Raw genomic sequence first — 14,657 nt, 5'->3', positions numbered from 1 at the left:
CGCAGTTCCGTAGTGGTTGGGCCTGCGGCCGGGTAATTAGGCCTATCGAAACGCAGGACGCTGGATTGTCGGTGGCCGCCGCTAGGGTTGAACGCATGGCAACAAAGACTTCCCGGGCTTCCAAAGCGCCCGCCTACAAATGCGCCGAATGCGGCTGGACCACCGTCAAATGGGTGGGGCGCTGCGGCGAGTGCCAGGCGTGGGGCACCGTGGAGGAAACGGGCACGGCTGTTGCGCGTACGACGGCGGCCACAACGGTCCTTGAGCCGGCCCGCCGGATTGCCGAGGTTGACGCCACCACGGCGGCTTTCCTGCCCACGGGCGTGGATGAACTGGACCGTGTGCTCGGCGGCGGCCTGGTGCCGGGCGCCGTCATCCTGCTGGCGGGTGAGCCGGGTGTCGGCAAGTCCACCCTCCTGCTGGATGTCGCGGCGAAGTTCGCCCGGACGGCACAGGACGTGCTGTACGTGACGGGCGAGGAATCCGCGGCGCAGGTGAAGCTGCGGGCGGAGCGGATCGACGCCGTCGCGGAATCCCTGTACCTCTCCGCCGAGACGGACCTGGGCCAGGCGCTGGGACAGGTGGAGAAGATCGAGCCGCGGCTCCTCATCGTGGACTCGGTCCAGACCCTGAGCAGCGCGGACGTGGACGGCAGCGCCGGCGGCGTCTCCCAGGTCCGCGAAGTGGCGGCCTCCATCATCGCCGCGGCAAAGCGCCGGAACATGACCACCCTGCTGGTGGGCCACGTGACCAAGGACGGGTCCATCGCCGGGCCCCGGCTGCTGGAGCACCTGGTGGATGTGGTGTGCCAGTTCGAAGGCGAACGGCACTCGCGGCTGCGGTTGCTCCGTGCGGTCAAGAACCGTTATGGACCCACCGACGACGTGGGCTGCTTCGACCTGAACGAAAACGGCATTGAAGGGCTCGCGGATCCCAGCGGACTGTTCGTCAGCCGCACCAAGGATCCGGTCTCCGGCACGTGCATCACCGTGACCATGGAAGGCCGCAGGCCGTTGCTCGCGGAGGTGCAGTCGCTGCTGGCCGAGAGCCCCAACTCGCAGCCGCGCCGCGCCACCAGCGGCCTGGACAGTTCCCGGGTCTCGATGCTCCTGGCGGTGCTGCAGCAGCGTGCCGGAACCCTGCTGCACAAGGACGATTCCTATGTGGCCACCGTGGGCGGCGTGAAGCTCAGTGAGCCTGCCACGGACCTGGCGGTTGCCCTCGCCGTGGCGTCAGCCAAGGCGCGCAAACCCCTGCCCATCCGGCTGATTGCCTTCGGCGAGGTGGGGCTCGCCGGTGAGGTCCGGCCGGTGCCCGGCATCAACCAGCGCATCCAGGAAGCCCACCGGCTGGGGTTCACCCACGCAGTGGTCCCGGCCAGCCATGCCGGGCCGGGACCCATACCCGCCGGATTCTCCGTACGGGAAGTGGAGCACCTGACGGAGGCGCTGAGTTTGCTGATCGGGTAGCGGCTAAGGGTGCCGCGGAAGCTGTTCCGGATCATCGCGGTGGGCGCTGAAGAGCCAGCCGGACACGTCACTGCGCAGCACCAGCAGCGGGCCTCCGGTGGCGCTGACGTTTCCGGTGGGCACGTAGTACCCGCGCCCGTTTCCGGGGCCGCCTGCAGCACGGTCCAGGGCATCCAATAGGTGCCGTGGCAGGTGGCCCTGCGGGCCAAGGCTGCGAAGCTCATCCAGTTCTTCCGGCGTCAGCCGGCCCAAAACCTCAGCAATATTGGCCATGACGGGTCCCTTCGAGGAAAGTGCCTGAAGGAATAACCTAAAGCAGGGCCGTGAACTGCCGGTTAACGCTGGACGGCGAATTTGCTACTTGTTAAATGCGGCTGGAAATGGAGGACACATGCCGGTCCGAAGCGCAGGAATCCTCCTGTACAGGCTGGTCACAACGCCAGGGCCCGCCACCGGCCAACAGCCAGGGAGCACCTCGGGCGTTCCCGGGGCACTGCAGGTGTGGATCGCCCACATGGGCGGGCCATTTTGGGCACGCAAGGACGCTCACGCCTGGTCCATTCCAAAAGGCGAGTACACCGAGGACGAGGATCCGCTCGCGGCCGCCCTGCGGGAATTCGCCGAGGAAATGGGAACTCCCGCACCGGCTGCTGACTACGAACACCTCGGCGAATTCCGCCAGCCCTCCGGCAAGATCATCACGGTTTATGCGGCCGAGCAGGACTTCCAGCCGGAACGGATTACCAGCAACACCTTCCCCCTCGAGTGGCCCAAGGGGTCAGGCAGGATCCAGGAGTACCCGGAGATCGACGACGCCCGCTGGTTCCCGATGCAGGAGGCAAGGCTCAAGCTGGTCAAGGGCCAGATTCCGGTCCTCGACGTCCTCGCCGAGCACGTCCGCGCGAAGCCCTGGTAAGCGAACTTCCCGTACGCCGAGTCACAGTCAAGGGGCCTGCACCGGAAGCTGCCCGCCCACAGCCCAGGACACAGGAAGGCCGGGAATCCGCTGGGATTCCCGGCCTTCATGTCCGCGCCGCGCCAGATGTTGCATGCCGTCAGGCTGCTGCGTGGATTCGCCCTGCGATCGCGTTGGCTGACGCAACCTTGACCACGGTCACGTCGTCTCCGCAGCACACCATGGTCCTGCCTGCGCCGTCGTCCCGGATCATCCAAAAGACAGTGCGGTCCGCGGCGATCATGTCGATGGTTCCGGACATTGGGCCGCCGCCGTCGCTGTGGACCTCGACGTGGTCCTTGCGGCAGAGCCTGGACCAGTCAGGAATGGGCGGTGCGGCGTTGACCGTTCCCCGGCGGGCTGGTTTGTGGATGTACATGGTGCCTCTCCAAAGGGCTCTCTGCTAGAAGTTTCCGCCGTCGGCCTTGACCGCAAGCACCGGCCGGTCCGCCTGCATCAGGATGCGCTGGGCGTGGCTGCCCAGGATGAACTTCCCCACCTGGGTGCGGTGCCGAAGGCCTATCACGATCAGGGATGCATTGGCGTCCCGGGCCACATCCAGGAACTCGTCGGCGAGGTCATGCTGGTACGGCGGCTGGATGACGCTCGCCTGGACACCGGCCTCGGTGGCCCGGCGGGCGGCCTGCTCCAGCAGCTCTTCGGGTGCCACCGACTTGTCCACCAGTGCGCCTTCCCGGGCGGAGTTGACGATCAGGAGATCCTCATTCCGCAGGCGGGCTTCGGCGATGCCGGCCTTGAGGGCGGCTTCTCCCGCGGGTGTTGGAACGAATCCGACGACGATGCTCATACTTTCTCCTTGATGTCCGGCCGGGCTGCGGATGCAGTAGCGGGTAGCTTGCGCTTGGCGATGGAGGTGCGGATAAACGGCAGCACTGCCACCAGGACAAAAACGACCAGCAGTGTGGCCGAAATGGGACGGCCGAAGAAGCCCAGCGGGTCACCGCCAAAAACCAGCAGGGAACGCCGCATTGAGCTCTCGAGCAGCTCGCCCAGCACAAAGGCGAGCACCAGGGGGCCCGGTTCGAAGCCGAACTTCTTCATGAGGTAGCCGATGATGCCGAAGACCACCACGAGCGTGACATCGAACATGCTGTTGTTGATGGTGTAGGCGCCCAGCAGCGTGATCAGAGCAGTGACGGGGGCCAGGATAGCTGCGCGGACGCGCAGGATCCTGACGAAGATTCCCACAAGCGGCAGGCTCATGATCAGCAGGAGGATGTTGCCGATGTACATCGAGTTCACAACGCCCCAGAACAGATCCGGGTTCTGCTCCACCAACTGCGGGCCGGGGGTCACACCCTGGATGAGCAGCGCACCGAACATTAGTGCCATGGTGGCGTTGGCCGGAATGCCAAGCGTCAGCAGCGGAATGAACGATGAAGTGGCGGCTGCGTTGTTGGCCGTCTCAGGGCCGGCGACGCCTTCCGGCGCTCCCTTGCCGAACCGCTCGGGCTGCTTTGCGCGCTTCTTCTCCATGGCGTAGGAGGCCATGGAGGCGATGGTGGCGCCACCGCCAGGGAGGATGCCCAGGAAGAAGCCGAGGACGGATCCGCGGCCGATGGAGCCGGACGCCTGCTTGAGGTCCTTGCGGGACGGCCAGACGTTGGCCACCTTCGACGGCGCCTTGGCGGCCCGGTGCCGTTCCTCCAGGTTGTAGAGGATTTCACCAAGGCCGAAGATGCCCATGGCAATCGGAACGAAGTCGATGCCGTCGGCAAGCTGCAGGCTGCCGAACGTGAACCGGCTTTCCCCGGTGAAGACGTCCCGGCCCACCGTCGCGAGCAGGAGGCCGAGGGCGGCGGCAATGAGCGCCTTGGCTTTCGCGCCGCTGCTGATGGTTGCCACCAGGAGGATGCCCAGCAACGCAAGGGCGGTGTACTCCGGCGGGCCGAAATCCAGCGCGAAGCTGGCAACGATGGGCGCCAGGAACGTCAGGCCGATGATGGCTGCCGTGCCGCCGACGAAGGATCCGATGGATGCAAGTCCCAAAGCGGTGCCGGCCTTCCCCTGCCGGGCCATTTGGTAGCCGTCGAAAACCGTGACGACGGAGGACGCTTCACCGGGAAGCCGGAGGAGCACGGAGGTGATGGTGCCGCCGTACTGGGCGCCGTAGAAAATGCCGGCCAGCATGATGATGGCGGTGACGGGCTCCACGTTGTAGGTCAGGGGCAGCAGGATGGCGATGGTTGCCGCGGGCCCCAGTCCGGGCAGTACGCCGATCAGCATGCCGATGACGACGCCGACCAGGCAGTAGAGGAGGTTGGTCGGCTCCAGGACAACCGCAAATCCGTTGATAACGGGATTCAGAAAATCCACGGGGGTCTCCTAGAAGAGGTGGGGGATGGAAGTGCCTAGCGCCAGGACAAAGATGCCGTAGAACGCGGCGACGACGATGACGCTGACCAGCAGGGTGGAGCGCCAGGTCTCGCCGCCCAGGAAGCGCATCCAGATGATGCACAGGATCAGCGCCGGGATCTCGAAACCGATGAGCGGCATGAGGGCCACCATGGCTGCCAGTGTCACCAGGCCTGTGAGGGGGGCCAGTGACATGCGCGTGAACTTTTCGGCATCCCGGTTGTGCCGGCCCAGGACCAGCTGGAAAAGGCCCAGTGCCACCATGACGCAGCTGATGATGAAGGGCCAAAGGCCCGGCTGCGGGCTGGCCGGGGTGCCCAGTCCCATGGCGACGGACAGGATGATGGCACCGATCCCGACGCCGAGGACCACCAGGGAGGATGCCATGCTGGCGAGCGCACCGGCCGCCGGCGGCTTTTCCTCTTCCCATTGTGCTGCCAGTTGCTCCGGCGTCAGTTCATCAAGGAGGTCGCCCGTGAGGTCGTCATGGGGGCGGGGGGTGCCCCCGCCGGAGGGAGCAGCCATGCTGCTCCCTCCGGCGGGTACTGCGGGGGTTCCTTTCACAGGAATCACTTATTTCCGCTCAGGCTGATGTCGTACTTCTCCACCAGCTCCTTGTACTTCGCTGCGTAGCCTTTCCATTCGGTGACTACTTCCTCGCCGGAGATCTCCTTGGGCGTCAGCATGTTCTTCTTGTTGAACTCCTTGTAGGCGTCCGACTTGAAGGTCTCCTGGAATGCCGAGTACAGCTTGTCCTTGACGTCCTGGGGAGTGCCCTTGGGGGTGGCGACCGCCCGGTACTGCGCCACCGGAACGTCGTATCCGGCTTCCTTGGCGGTGGGGGTGTCGGGCAGGAAGCTGTTGCGCTCCTCCGAGAAGACCAGCAGCGGGGATACCTTGCCGGCCTCGATCTGGGGCATGGCCTCGCCCAGCTGGATGGTGGCGAGTTCCACCTGGTTGCCCAGGACGGCCGTCAGCGCCGGCTTGCCGCTGTCGAACGGGATGTCCGTGCCGGTGACGCTGGCCTGCTTGAAGAGCACGGTCTGCGCCAACTGGCTTCCGGTGCCAACGCCGGTGGTGCCGAAGGTGACGTTGCGGCCGGCGTCGGTCACGTCCTTGAAGGACTTGAAGCCGGACTCCGGGCTGGCCACCAGGACGTAATCGTCCTGGGAAAGACCGGCGATGATGTCCAGATCGTCGATGTTGACCGCTTCGTCGGCGGAGACTGCCAGCGGCGTGATGGTGATCAGGGAGGCGGTCAGCAGGACCAGTTCCTGCCCGTCGGCCGGCTTGCCGGCAACTTCCTTGGTAGCGAGGGCTCCGTTAGCGCCGGGCTTGTTGACCACGGGCATCGGCTTGCCGAGCGTCTTCGAGGCTCCCTCGGCAAGGGCACGGGCGATCAGGTCGGTGCTGCCGCCGGCTGCCTGGCCGACCGTGAGGTTGACCGGTCCGGCGGGGTACTCGGCCGTGGTGGACTGGCCGCCGGCGACGTTGCCGCAGGCAGTCATGGCCAGCAGCGTGATGGCCGATGCCGCGCCGAGGACCGAGCGGCGGGTGGGGAAGTGCTTCATTGGGACTCCTCATAAAAGCTCCGGGATGCTCCCGGACGGTGCTGTGAACCGAATCACTTCGGGTTGCTGGATCGAGTTTAGGGACGCGTTATGATGCCTGTCTAAGCCCAAATCAGCATCAAGTGATACCCGGAAGGCATCATGTTTACGTTTGACCAGCTCGCGGGCTTTATTGCCGTCGCAGAGGAACTCCACTTTGGCCGCGCCGCCGAGCGGCTCAACATGACCCAGCCGCCTCTCAGCCGGCAGATCCAGAAACTGGAGAAAATCATCGGCGCTGAACTCCTTGAGCGGGACAACAGGCGGGTGGAGCTCACCTCGGCAGGGGAGACGTTCCTTGAGGAAGCGCGCCGGCTGATGGCTCTGGCGGAGCGTGCCCCGGTCACGGCCCGCCGCATCGCGTCTGGGCGCTCGGGCGTCCTGCGGATCGGTTTCACGGCAGCAAGTGGTTTCAGCATCCTGGGCCCTCTGCTGGAAGAGATCTCGGGCATCATGCCGGACGTGGACATCGACCTGCAGGAGTTGGTGACGCGCGAGCAGCTCAACGGCCTTCTGACCGGCGAGCTCGACCTTGGCTTCGCGCGCCCTCCCTTTGACAGCGAAACCTTTGATTCGCACCTGCTCTACCGCGAGTCCATGGTGCTCGCGGTTCCCTCAAGCCATCCCCTGACGCTGCTGGGGCGGGACCTCACCGCCGAGGATTTCAAGGACGAGCCCCTGATCATGCACTCCCCCACCCAGGCGCGCTATTTCTATGACCTGGTGGTCCGCATGCTCCCCATCCAGCATGCCAATGTGGTCCACACGGTCAGCCAGATCCTCACGATGGTCTCGCTCGTTGCGGCAAAACGCGGGCTGGCCTTCGTGCCCCATTCGGCCACCCTCCTGGGCATCAAAGGCGTGGAATTCCTGCCGTTGGAAGCAGGGAGGGAGGAACAGGTGGAGCTGCACGCGCTCTGGAACCGCAGGATCACCAACCCGGCACTGGCCCGCCTCCTGCGCGACCTTGAGTTTGCCATGGAGTAGATGGCACACGGATCATGCACCGAAGGTATCAATACATACAAAAATGCACTTAGACAGGCATTACGTCCTCTGCCTAACCTGAACAGGAATCCACCACCAGCCGCCCTCCCGGCGCTCACACAGAGGACAACATCGTGGCAAAGTACACCCCGCAGGAACTGGCAAACACCCTGAAAGACGGCCTGCTGTCGTTCCCGGTGACGTCCTTTGACAGCCAGCTGCAGTTCGACGAGGAAAATTACCGGAAGCACCTTGCCTGGCAGGCGAGCTTCCCGGTGGCAGGCCTGTTCGCAGCGGGCGGCACCGGCGAAGGCTTCTCCCTCACCCCCGCCGAATCCGCCCACGTGGTGCGCACCGCCGTCGAAGAAGTCGGCAACCAGGTGCCGGTACTTGCATCAGCCGGCGGATCAACAGCACAGGCAATCGAGAATGCCAAGGCTGCAGAAGCAGCAGGCGCTGACGGCCTCCTGCTCCTCCCGCCGTACCTGACCGAAGCCGACCAGGGCGGCCTGATCGACCACGTCAGCGCCATCTGCAGCGCCACCTCGCTGGGTGTCATCATCTACAACCGCGCCAACGCCATTTACAAGGACACCACTGTTGCCACCCTCGCGGACCGGCACGAAAACCTCATCGGCTTCAAGGACGGTGTTGGCGACCTCGAACACGACGCCCGCGTTTACGCCAAGCTTGGCGACCGCCTCTTCTACCTGGGCGGCCTTCCCACCGCGGAAACCTTCGCCCTCCCCCTGCTGCAGCTGGGCATGAGCACCTACTCCAGCGCGATGTACAACTTCGTCCCGCAGTTCGCGCTGGACTTCTACCAGGATGTCCGCAACAACGACCGCGTGGCCGTCAACAAGAAGCTGAACGACTTCGTGATCCCCTACCTCGACATCCGCGACCGTGTGAAGGGCTACGCTGTCTCCATCGTCAAGGGCGGCCTGGACGCCATCGGCCGCTCCGCCGGCCCGGTCCGCCCCCCTCTGCAGAACATGGCGGAGCAGGACCTGGCGGACCTCAAAGCCCTTATCGCCCGCGTATCCTGACCCGATCCACCGCTTCCCAGGAGGAACCATCGTGACCCTCACCGGACACTCCCTGATCGCCGGACAGACCGTCGTTGGCGACGGCAAGACAGCCTTCGGCTTCAACCCGGCCACCAATGAACAGCTCGATCCCGCGTATTCGCTGATCACCGAGGACCAGCTGAAGCTGGCCACCGCGGCGGCAGCTGACGCGTACCCGTCCTTCTCCACGCTGGACCCGGAAACCCACGCCGGGTTCCTCGAGGCCATTGCGGACAACATCGAAGCCATCGGCGACGAACTCATCACCCGCGCAGGCCAGGAGACCGGCCTGCCCGCCGCGCGGCTGCAGGGCGAACGCGCCCGCACCACCGGCCAGCTGCGGCTCTTCGCGAACGTGGTCCGCCAGGGCGACTTCCGCGGCGTCCGCGTGGACCCCGCCATCCCGGACCGCACCCCGCTGCCCCGGGCAGACATCCGGCAGCGCCAGATCCCGCTCGGCCCCGTTGCGGTGTTCGGCGCCAGCAACTTCCCGCTGGCCTTCTCGACGGCGGGCGGTGACACCGCCTCGGCCCTCGCCGCGGGCTGCCCCGTGGTCTTCAAAGCACACAACGCCCACCCGGGCACGGGCGAGCTCGTCGGCCAGGCCGTGGCCAAGGCCGTCAAGGACTTCAACCTCCACCCGGGCGTGTTCTCGCTTGTCTACGGCCCCGGCGCCAGCATCGGCCAGGCCCTCGTGGCCGACCCCCACATCAAAGCCGTCGGCTTCACCGGCTCCCAGGCCGCCGGCATTTCCCTGATGCGCACCGCCGCGGCCCGCCGCGAACCCATCCCGGTCTACGCCGAAATGTCCTCCCTGAACCCCGTCTTCGTCTTCGAAGGCGCCCTCAAAGGCTCCACCGAAGACATCGACGCCCTCGCACAGCAGTACGTCACCGCCGTCACCGGCAGCTCCGGCCAGCTCTGCACCTCCCCCGGCCTGCTTTTCGCCCCCGAAGGCGAAGCAGGGGACAAACTCGCCGCCGCCGTCGGCCGCGCCGTCTCCGCCTGCTCCGGACAGACCATGCTCACCCAAGGCATCGCCGGTTCGTGGAGCACCGGGGCAGAAGCCCTCGGCAACGCCGACGGCGTGAACCTGATCGGCAAGGGACTGGAAGGAAAGACCCGGAACGCCCCGGCACCCACCATCTTCGGCACCCAGGTCCGCGACTTCGTCACCAACCACGTCCTGCACGAGGAAATCTTCGGCGCCGCCTCCCTGGTCATCCGCTACGGAAACACCGACGAACTCCTCAACGCCATCAACCGCCTCGAAGGCCAGCTCACCGCATCCCTGCAGCTCACCGAAGAGGACTACCCCACCGCGGCACCCCTGATCCCCGCGCTGGAGCAGAAAGTGGGCCGCATCATCGTCAACGGCTGGCCCACCGGCGTCGAAGTCGGCCACGCCATGGTCCACGGCGGCCCCTTCCCCGCCACCTCCGACTCCCGCACCACCTCCGTCGGCACCCTCGCCATCAACCGCTTCCTGCGCCCCGTCGCCTACCAAAACATCCCCCAGGAACTCCTCCCCACACCCCTGCAGGACGAAAACCCCTGGCACCTGAACCGCAGGATCGACGGCCTTGTGGAAGCCGCCGAAGCACAGAAAGCAGGAATCAACGCATGACCCCCCAGCCAAGCATTGCCCGGGTCGAAGTCGTCCCGGTTGCCGGGCACGACAGCATGCTCATGAACCTCAGCGGCGCCCACGGCCCGTTCTTCACCCGGAACGTTGTGATCGTTACCGATTCGGACGGCCGGACCGGCCTCGGTGAAGTTCCCGGCGGCGAAAAGATCCGCACCACCATCGAGGAAGCCGGTACCCTGATCACCGGAAAGCCGGTGGCCCGCTACCGCTCGCTTTTGCGTGAAATCGCGGCCGAGTTCGCTGACCGCGACGCCGGCGGCCGTGGCCTCCAGACCTTCGACCTGCGTACCACGGTCCACGCCGTCACCGCCGTCGAATCCGCGTTGCTGGACCTGCACGGCCAGTACCTCGGCGTTCCCGTGGCTGAACTGCTCGGCGACGGCCAGCAGCGCAGCTCCGTCCCGATGCTCGGCTACCTCTTCTTCGTGGGCGACCACAAGCGGACGGACCTGCCCTACCTCGTGGAGGACGCACCCGCGGACCGCTGGGAGGAACTCCGCCGGCAGGAAGCCATGACGCCCGAGGCCGTGGTGGCGCTGGCAGAGGCCGCCCAGGAACGGTACGGGTTCAGCGACTTCAAGCTCAAGGGCGGCGTGCTGTCCGGCGACGACGAAGTGGACGTGGTCACGGCCCTCGCCAAGCGCTTCCCCGAGGCCCGGGTGACCCTCGACCCCAACGGCGGCTGGCTCCTGGACGAGGCAATCCGGCTGGGCAAGCGGATGCAGGGCGTTGTGGCCTACGCTGAGGACCCCTGCGGTGCAGAAGGGCGCTTCTCCGGCCGTGAGGTCATGGCGGAATTCCGCCGGGCCACCGGGCTGAAGACGGCCACCAACATGATCGCCACGGACTGGCGGGAGATGTCACACGCGATCCGCAGCAACGCCGTTGACATCCCGCTGGCTGACCCGCACTTCTGGACCATGCACGGCTCGGTGCGGGTGGCGCAGATGTGCCACGAGTTCGGCCTCACCTGGGGCTCGCACTCGAACAACCACTTCGACATCTCGCTGGCCATGTTCACCCACACCGGCGCCGCGGCTCCGGGTGAAATCACCGCCCTGGACACGCACTGGATCTGGCAGGACGGCCAGGGCCTCACCAAGGAACCGCTGCAGATCAAGGACGGCGCCATCGAGGTTCCGGCCGCCCCGGGCCTCGGCGTCGAGCTGGACCGCAATGCCCTGGACAAGGCACACCAGCTGTACCTGGAACAGGGCCTGAATGCCCGCGACGACAGCATCGGCATGCAGTACTACATCGAGGGCTGGTCCTTCGACCCGAAACGGCCCTGCCTCGTTCGGTAAGGCTCTCCGCTAGCACTGTTCGGTAAAGTAGTGGGGTCCGCTGTGGCGTGCCCCACTACTTTCCTGTGCCCCCGCATTGGGCCCCGCAGCCGGCCTGCGTTATCTATCCAAAGGAAATACATTCAATGAAGTCTGCAGACAATGCTGTCTCGGACGTGGCGACAGCCACGAAGAAGTTCTTCAAACGCGTTCTGCCCATCATGCTGGTCATGCTGGTCTGCAACCAGCTGAACCGGTCCAACATCGGCTACGCCCAGGACCACCTCCAGGCGGATGTGGGCATCGGCGCCGCCGCCTACGGGTTCGGCGCGGGCCTGTTCTTCATCGCCTATGCCATCTTTGAACTCCCCAGCAACGTGATGATGGAAAAGTACGGCGCCAAGGTCTGGCTGACCCGCATCATGATCAGCTGGGGCATCGTCTCCTTCCTGATGGCGTTCGTGCAGAACGAAACCATGTTCTACGTCCTGCGCTTCCTGCTGGGTGCCGCGGAGGCCGGCTTCTTCCCCGCCGTCATCTTCTACTTTGCCCGCTGGGTTCCGGCGGGCCAGCGCGGCAAGGCCACCGCGATCTTCATCGCGGGCTCCTCCATCTCCGCCGCAATTTCCGGCCCCATCGCCGGCATGCTGCTCAGCCTCCACGGCGCCCTGGGGCTGCGCGGCTGGCAGTGGCTCTTCGGCTTCGAAGGCGCCCTCTCCGTGGTGGTGGGCATGGCCGTGTTCTTTGTCCTGGACGCCCGCATCAAGGACGCCAAGTGGCTCTCCCCCGCCGAAAAGGACGCCCTGTCCCAGGCCATCAGCGATGAGGATGCACAGCACACCACGGCCGGCGGCGGCAAGATCAACCGCTGGAAGATGCTGCTCAACCCGCAGATCCTGCTGCTGTGCGGCATCTACTTTTCGGTGCAGCTGTCCATCTACGCCAACACGTTCTGGCTCCCCAGCATCATCAAGCAGATCCCCGGCACCACGGACCTGACCGTGGGGTTCCTGTCCTCCATCCCGTGGGTCTGCGCCGTCTTCGCCATGTACTTCGCCGCGAAACTGCAGGACAAGGCGAAGTCCAAGCGCCCGCTGCTGGTGGTTGCCCTGCTGGTCGCCGCCGTTGGCACGTTCGCCGCGGCCGTCGCATCTCCGGTGATGGCCCTGGTCTTCCTGGCCATCGCGGCCATGGGCTTCAAGAGCGCCTCGCCACTGTTCTGGACCATCCCGCAGTCCGGGCTGCACCCGATGATCCTCGCCCCGGCCATCGCCATCATCAATTCGCTGGGAAACCTGGGCGGCTTTGTGGCCCCCTTCGGCTTCGGCATCATCAAGGAGCAGACCGGCAGCGTTATCCCCGGCCTGTTCGCGCTGGCCGCTGCCTCCACCATCGCCGCCGGGCTGGTGTACTTCCTGAAAGAGCGCCGTACCGATGCCGCTCCCGGGCAGGTTGAGGAAGCCGCCGCGCAGGAGCCAGTGGGCAGCCGCGCCTAACGGGCACACGACGGCGGCGCAAGCCTCCTCTGGAGCGTCCGGTCACCACGGTTGACGAACCTCCGCAACAAGGACCTCAGGGCGCGCCCGCAAGAATTGTTCAACAATCTCTTGCGCGGCCCGCCCTTCGGTCGTTAAGCTGGCAAAAGACCCTGTGACTGCAGTCACTGAACCCCCTTTTCGCCCGGCAGGAGCCCGCCATGACCATCCCCGCAAACCCGCCCGCCGCCGTCGTGCGTCCGGACAACCCGTCCGCACTGTCCCCCGCCCAGGCGCGTGCCCTCTTCCGGGCCGGCCTGGTGACGCCTACATCGGGCTGGAGTGCCGGCTACACGCAGGCCAACCTGATGATCGTTCCCAAAGCCCAGGCGTTCGACGTGCTGCTGTTTGCGCAGCGGAACCCCAAGCCGTGCCCGGTCCTGGGCGTGCTCGACGCCGGTGAGACCAGCAGCGCCCTGCTTGCAGGCGGTGATATCAGGACTGACGTGCCGAAGTACGCCGTCTACGAAAACGGCGTGAAGGTGGACGAGCCAACGGACATCAGGGATTACTGGCGGGATGACCTGGTCACCTTCATCGTGGGCTGCAGCTTCACCTTCGAGGCCGCGCTGCAGGAGGGCGGCATCCGCATCGCCCACATCGACCAGGGCGTCAACGTCCCGATGTACCGGACCTCCGTCCGCTGCGAACCGGCCGGCGCCCTGGCCGGGCCGCTGGTGGTGTCCATGCGGCCAGTCCCGGCCTCGCAGGTGGCCGACGCCGTCCGCATCACGTCCCGCTACCCCGCCGTCCATGGCGCCCCGGTCCACGTGGGCAATCCGTCCGAGATTGGAATTGCGGACCTGTCCCGCCCCGACTTCGGCGATCCCGTCCGGATTCCGGAAGGGCACATTCCCGTGTTCTGGGCATGCGGGGTGACCCCGCAGGCAATGGTGATGGAATCCCGGCCCGCACTGGCCATCGGTCACGCGCCGGGGCACATGCTGATTACGGATGCCCGGGACAGCTCGTACCTGGTGCCCTAGGCACTGCTGCAGAAACCAGGCAGCTTAGGCAGGATCCACGGCGGCGGGCCCGGCCGGGACAGCGCCGATATGGACCAGCAGCTCATGCTCGGCGGTGTCCAGGTAGCGCCGGAGCTCGGCGGCTGCCTCTTCGCGCTGGCCGGCCCGGATCTGCTGCACCAAGGCGACATTCCGGTCCACGTAGTGACTGTGGAAGTCAGGCGTGGTGGCCATTGCATGGAAGACCAGGCGCATTTCCGCGAGCACCTTTTCCATCAGCTCGGACAGTGATGCGCTGCCGGACAGGGCCACCAGGGCCTTGTGCAGCTCCTGGTTGGCGTCGGCCATGTCGGGCACCGAGTTGGCAGCCTTGGCCGCCTGCGCCCTGGCAACAATGGCCTCCAGGTGTTCCAGCGCCCCGGGCGGCATCTCGCCCCATTGGACGGCGGCCGGCTCGATCAGCCGGCGAACCCGGTAGATCTCCCGCACATCCTCAGCTCCGGGAGCGGCAACATAGACCCCCCGGTTGGGAATCCGCTGCACCATCGACTCCCCCGCCAGGACCGTAAAGGCCTCGCGCAGGGTATTCCGGGACACACCGAGGGCTTCCGAGAGCTTCTGCTCGGAGAGTTTGGTCCCCGGCGGAAGCTCCCCGGCCGAAATGCGCGAGCGGAGCACGCTGGCTACCCACGCCCCCGTGTGGGCGTGGGATGCCTGGGCGCCGTCGGCGATCCCCCGGAGTGCTGCGTTCATGGGCAT

General features: G+C 66.0%; 15 protein-coding genes. 8 read left to right on the top strand and 7 right to left on the bottom strand.

What is annotated here, in order from left to right; genetic code table 11:
* Positions 1–95 precede the first annotated feature (95 nt).
* A complete protein-coding gene (gene radA, locus ACZ9BC_RS03005; protein ID WP_079596813.1) occupies positions 96–1,469 on the top strand; it encodes a DNA repair protein RadA in 1,374 nt (457 codons plus the stop codon).
* A gap of 3 nt (positions 1,470–1,472) precedes the next feature.
* Here radA and ACZ9BC_RS03000 read toward each other — a convergent pair whose 3' ends face one another.
* Positions 1,473–1,742, bottom strand: coding sequence for a hypothetical protein (locus ACZ9BC_RS03000; RefSeq protein ID WP_476244665.1), 270 nt, complete (start codon positions 1,740–1,742; stop codon positions 1,473–1,475).
* 118 nt (positions 1,743–1,860) lie between these two features.
* Here ACZ9BC_RS03000 and ACZ9BC_RS02995 point away from each other — a divergent pair, with 118 nt between their 5' ends.
* A complete protein-coding gene (locus ACZ9BC_RS02995; RefSeq protein ID WP_476244664.1) occupies positions 1,861–2,385 on the top strand; it encodes an NUDIX hydrolase in 525 nt (174 codons plus the stop codon).
* A 139-nt stretch (positions 2,386–2,524) separates the two neighbouring features.
* Here ACZ9BC_RS02995 and ACZ9BC_RS02990 read toward each other — a convergent pair whose 3' ends face one another.
* From ACZ9BC_RS02990 to ACZ9BC_RS02970, 5 genes are read right to left on the bottom strand one after another with little or no spacing between them, the layout of a single operon-like run.
* Positions 2,525–2,803, bottom strand: a complete 279-nt coding sequence (locus tag ACZ9BC_RS02990; RefSeq protein ID WP_476244663.1) for a hypothetical protein — start codon at positions 2,801–2,803, stop codon at positions 2,525–2,527.
* A 24-nt stretch (positions 2,804–2,827) separates the two neighbouring features.
* Positions 2,828–3,232 carry a universal stress protein gene (locus ACZ9BC_RS02985; RefSeq protein WP_275729686.1) on the bottom strand — a complete coding sequence of 135 codons (405 nt, stop codon included), beginning with the start codon at positions 3,230–3,232 and terminating at the stop codon, positions 2,828–2,830.
* Positions 3,229–4,761, bottom strand: a complete 1,533-nt coding sequence (locus tag ACZ9BC_RS02980; RefSeq protein ID WP_476244662.1) for a tripartite tricarboxylate transporter permease — start codon at positions 4,759–4,761, stop codon at positions 3,229–3,231. The genes ACZ9BC_RS02985 and ACZ9BC_RS02980 overlap by 4 nt, the downstream gene beginning before the upstream one ends.
* Positions 4,762–4,770: 9 nt before the next feature.
* A complete protein-coding gene (locus ACZ9BC_RS02975) occupies positions 4,771–5,325 on the bottom strand; it encodes a tripartite tricarboxylate transporter TctB family protein (RefSeq protein ID WP_476244661.1) in 555 nt (184 codons plus the stop codon).
* Between the two features lie 44 nt (positions 5,326–5,369).
* Positions 5,370–6,371: a Bug family tripartite tricarboxylate transporter substrate binding protein gene (locus tag ACZ9BC_RS02970; protein ID WP_476244660.1), complete on the bottom strand. Its 1,002-nt coding sequence runs from the start codon at positions 6,369–6,371 to the stop codon at positions 5,370–5,372.
* A 141-nt stretch (positions 6,372–6,512) separates the two neighbouring features.
* On the opposite strand from ACZ9BC_RS02970, the gene ACZ9BC_RS02965 reads away from it, so the two are divergent.
* From ACZ9BC_RS02965 to ACZ9BC_RS02940, 6 genes are all read left to right on the top strand, one after another.
* Positions 6,513–7,397 carry a LysR family transcriptional regulator gene (locus ACZ9BC_RS02965; protein ID WP_079596821.1) on the top strand — a complete coding sequence of 295 codons (885 nt, stop codon included), beginning with the start codon at positions 6,513–6,515 and terminating at the stop codon, positions 7,395–7,397.
* Between the two features lie 134 nt (positions 7,398–7,531).
* On the top strand, positions 7,532–8,446 hold the full coding sequence (kdgD, locus tag ACZ9BC_RS02960) for a 5-dehydro-4-deoxyglucarate dehydratase (protein WP_476244659.1): 915 nt from the start codon (positions 7,532–7,534) through the stop codon (positions 8,444–8,446).
* A 31-nt stretch (positions 8,447–8,477) separates the two neighbouring features.
* Complete coding sequence (locus ACZ9BC_RS02955) at positions 8,478–10,094, top strand: aldehyde dehydrogenase (NADP(+)) (RefSeq protein WP_476244658.1); 1,617 nt, start codon at positions 8,478–8,480, stop codon at positions 10,092–10,094.
* Positions 10,091–11,419, top strand: coding sequence for an enolase C-terminal domain-like protein (locus ACZ9BC_RS02950; RefSeq protein ID WP_476244657.1), 1,329 nt, complete (start codon positions 10,091–10,093; stop codon positions 11,417–11,419). The genes ACZ9BC_RS02955 and ACZ9BC_RS02950 overlap by 4 nt, the downstream gene beginning before the upstream one ends.
* 125 nt (positions 11,420–11,544) lie before the next feature.
* A complete protein-coding gene (locus ACZ9BC_RS02945) occupies positions 11,545–12,894 on the top strand; it encodes an MFS transporter (RefSeq protein ID WP_476244656.1) in 1,350 nt (449 codons plus the stop codon).
* Positions 12,895–13,094: 200 nt separating this feature from the next.
* Entirely contained in the window at positions 13,095–13,919 is an 825-nt protein-coding gene (locus ACZ9BC_RS02940) for a putative hydro-lyase (RefSeq protein ID WP_476244655.1), read from the top strand.
* A 24-nt stretch (positions 13,920–13,943) separates the two neighbouring features.
* Here ACZ9BC_RS02940 and ACZ9BC_RS02935 read toward each other — a convergent pair whose 3' ends face one another.
* Positions 13,944–14,657 carry a GntR family transcriptional regulator gene (locus tag ACZ9BC_RS02935; protein ID WP_476244654.1) on the bottom strand — a complete coding sequence of 238 codons (714 nt, stop codon included), beginning with the start codon at positions 14,655–14,657 and terminating at the stop codon, positions 13,944–13,946.

It is taken from the genome of Pseudarthrobacter sp. TE3704 (genome assembly GCF_056279405.1).
Note: the sequence above shows the minus strand (reverse complement) of the source record. Positions and strands in the feature narration are given on the sequence as shown.

Excerpts from the sequence above, each read along its gene's own strand:
- radA (WP_079596813.1), top strand. The coding sequence starts at position 96 with ATGGCAACAAAGACTTCCCGGGCTTCCAAAGCGCCCGCCTACAAATGC.
- ACZ9BC_RS03000 (WP_476244665.1), bottom strand. The coding sequence starts at position 1,742 with ATGGCCAATATTGCTGAGGTTTTGGGCCGGCTGACGCCGGAAGAACTG.
- ACZ9BC_RS02995 (WP_476244664.1), top strand. The coding sequence starts at position 1,861 with ATGCCGGTCCGAAGCGCAGGAATCCTCCTGTACAGGCTGGTCACAACG.
- ACZ9BC_RS02990 (WP_476244663.1), bottom strand. The coding sequence starts at position 2,803 with ATGTACATCCACAAACCAGCCCGCCGGGGAACGGTCAACGCCGCACCG.
- ACZ9BC_RS02985 (WP_275729686.1), bottom strand. The coding sequence starts at position 3,232 with ATGAGCATCGTCGTCGGATTCGTTCCAACACCCGCGGGAGAAGCCGCC.
- ACZ9BC_RS02975 (WP_476244661.1), bottom strand. The coding sequence starts at position 5,325 with ATGGCTGCTCCCTCCGGCGGGGGCACCCCCCGCCCCCATGACGACCTC.
- ACZ9BC_RS02970 (WP_476244660.1), bottom strand. The coding sequence starts at position 6,371 with ATGAAGCACTTCCCCACCCGCCGCTCGGTCCTCGGCGCGGCATCGGCC.
- ACZ9BC_RS02965 (WP_079596821.1), top strand. The coding sequence starts at position 6,513 with ATGTTTACGTTTGACCAGCTCGCGGGCTTTATTGCCGTCGCAGAGGAA.
- ACZ9BC_RS02950 (WP_476244657.1), top strand. The coding sequence starts at position 10,091 with ATGACCCCCCAGCCAAGCATTGCCCGGGTCGAAGTCGTCCCGGTTGCC.
- ACZ9BC_RS02945 (WP_476244656.1), top strand. The coding sequence starts at position 11,545 with ATGAAGTCTGCAGACAATGCTGTCTCGGACGTGGCGACAGCCACGAAG.
- ACZ9BC_RS02940 (WP_476244655.1), top strand. The coding sequence starts at position 13,095 with ATGACCATCCCCGCAAACCCGCCCGCCGCCGTCGTGCGTCCGGACAAC.
- ACZ9BC_RS02935 (WP_476244654.1), bottom strand. The coding sequence starts at position 14,657 with ATGCCCATGAACGCAGCACTCCGGGGGATCGCCGACGGCGCCCAGGCA.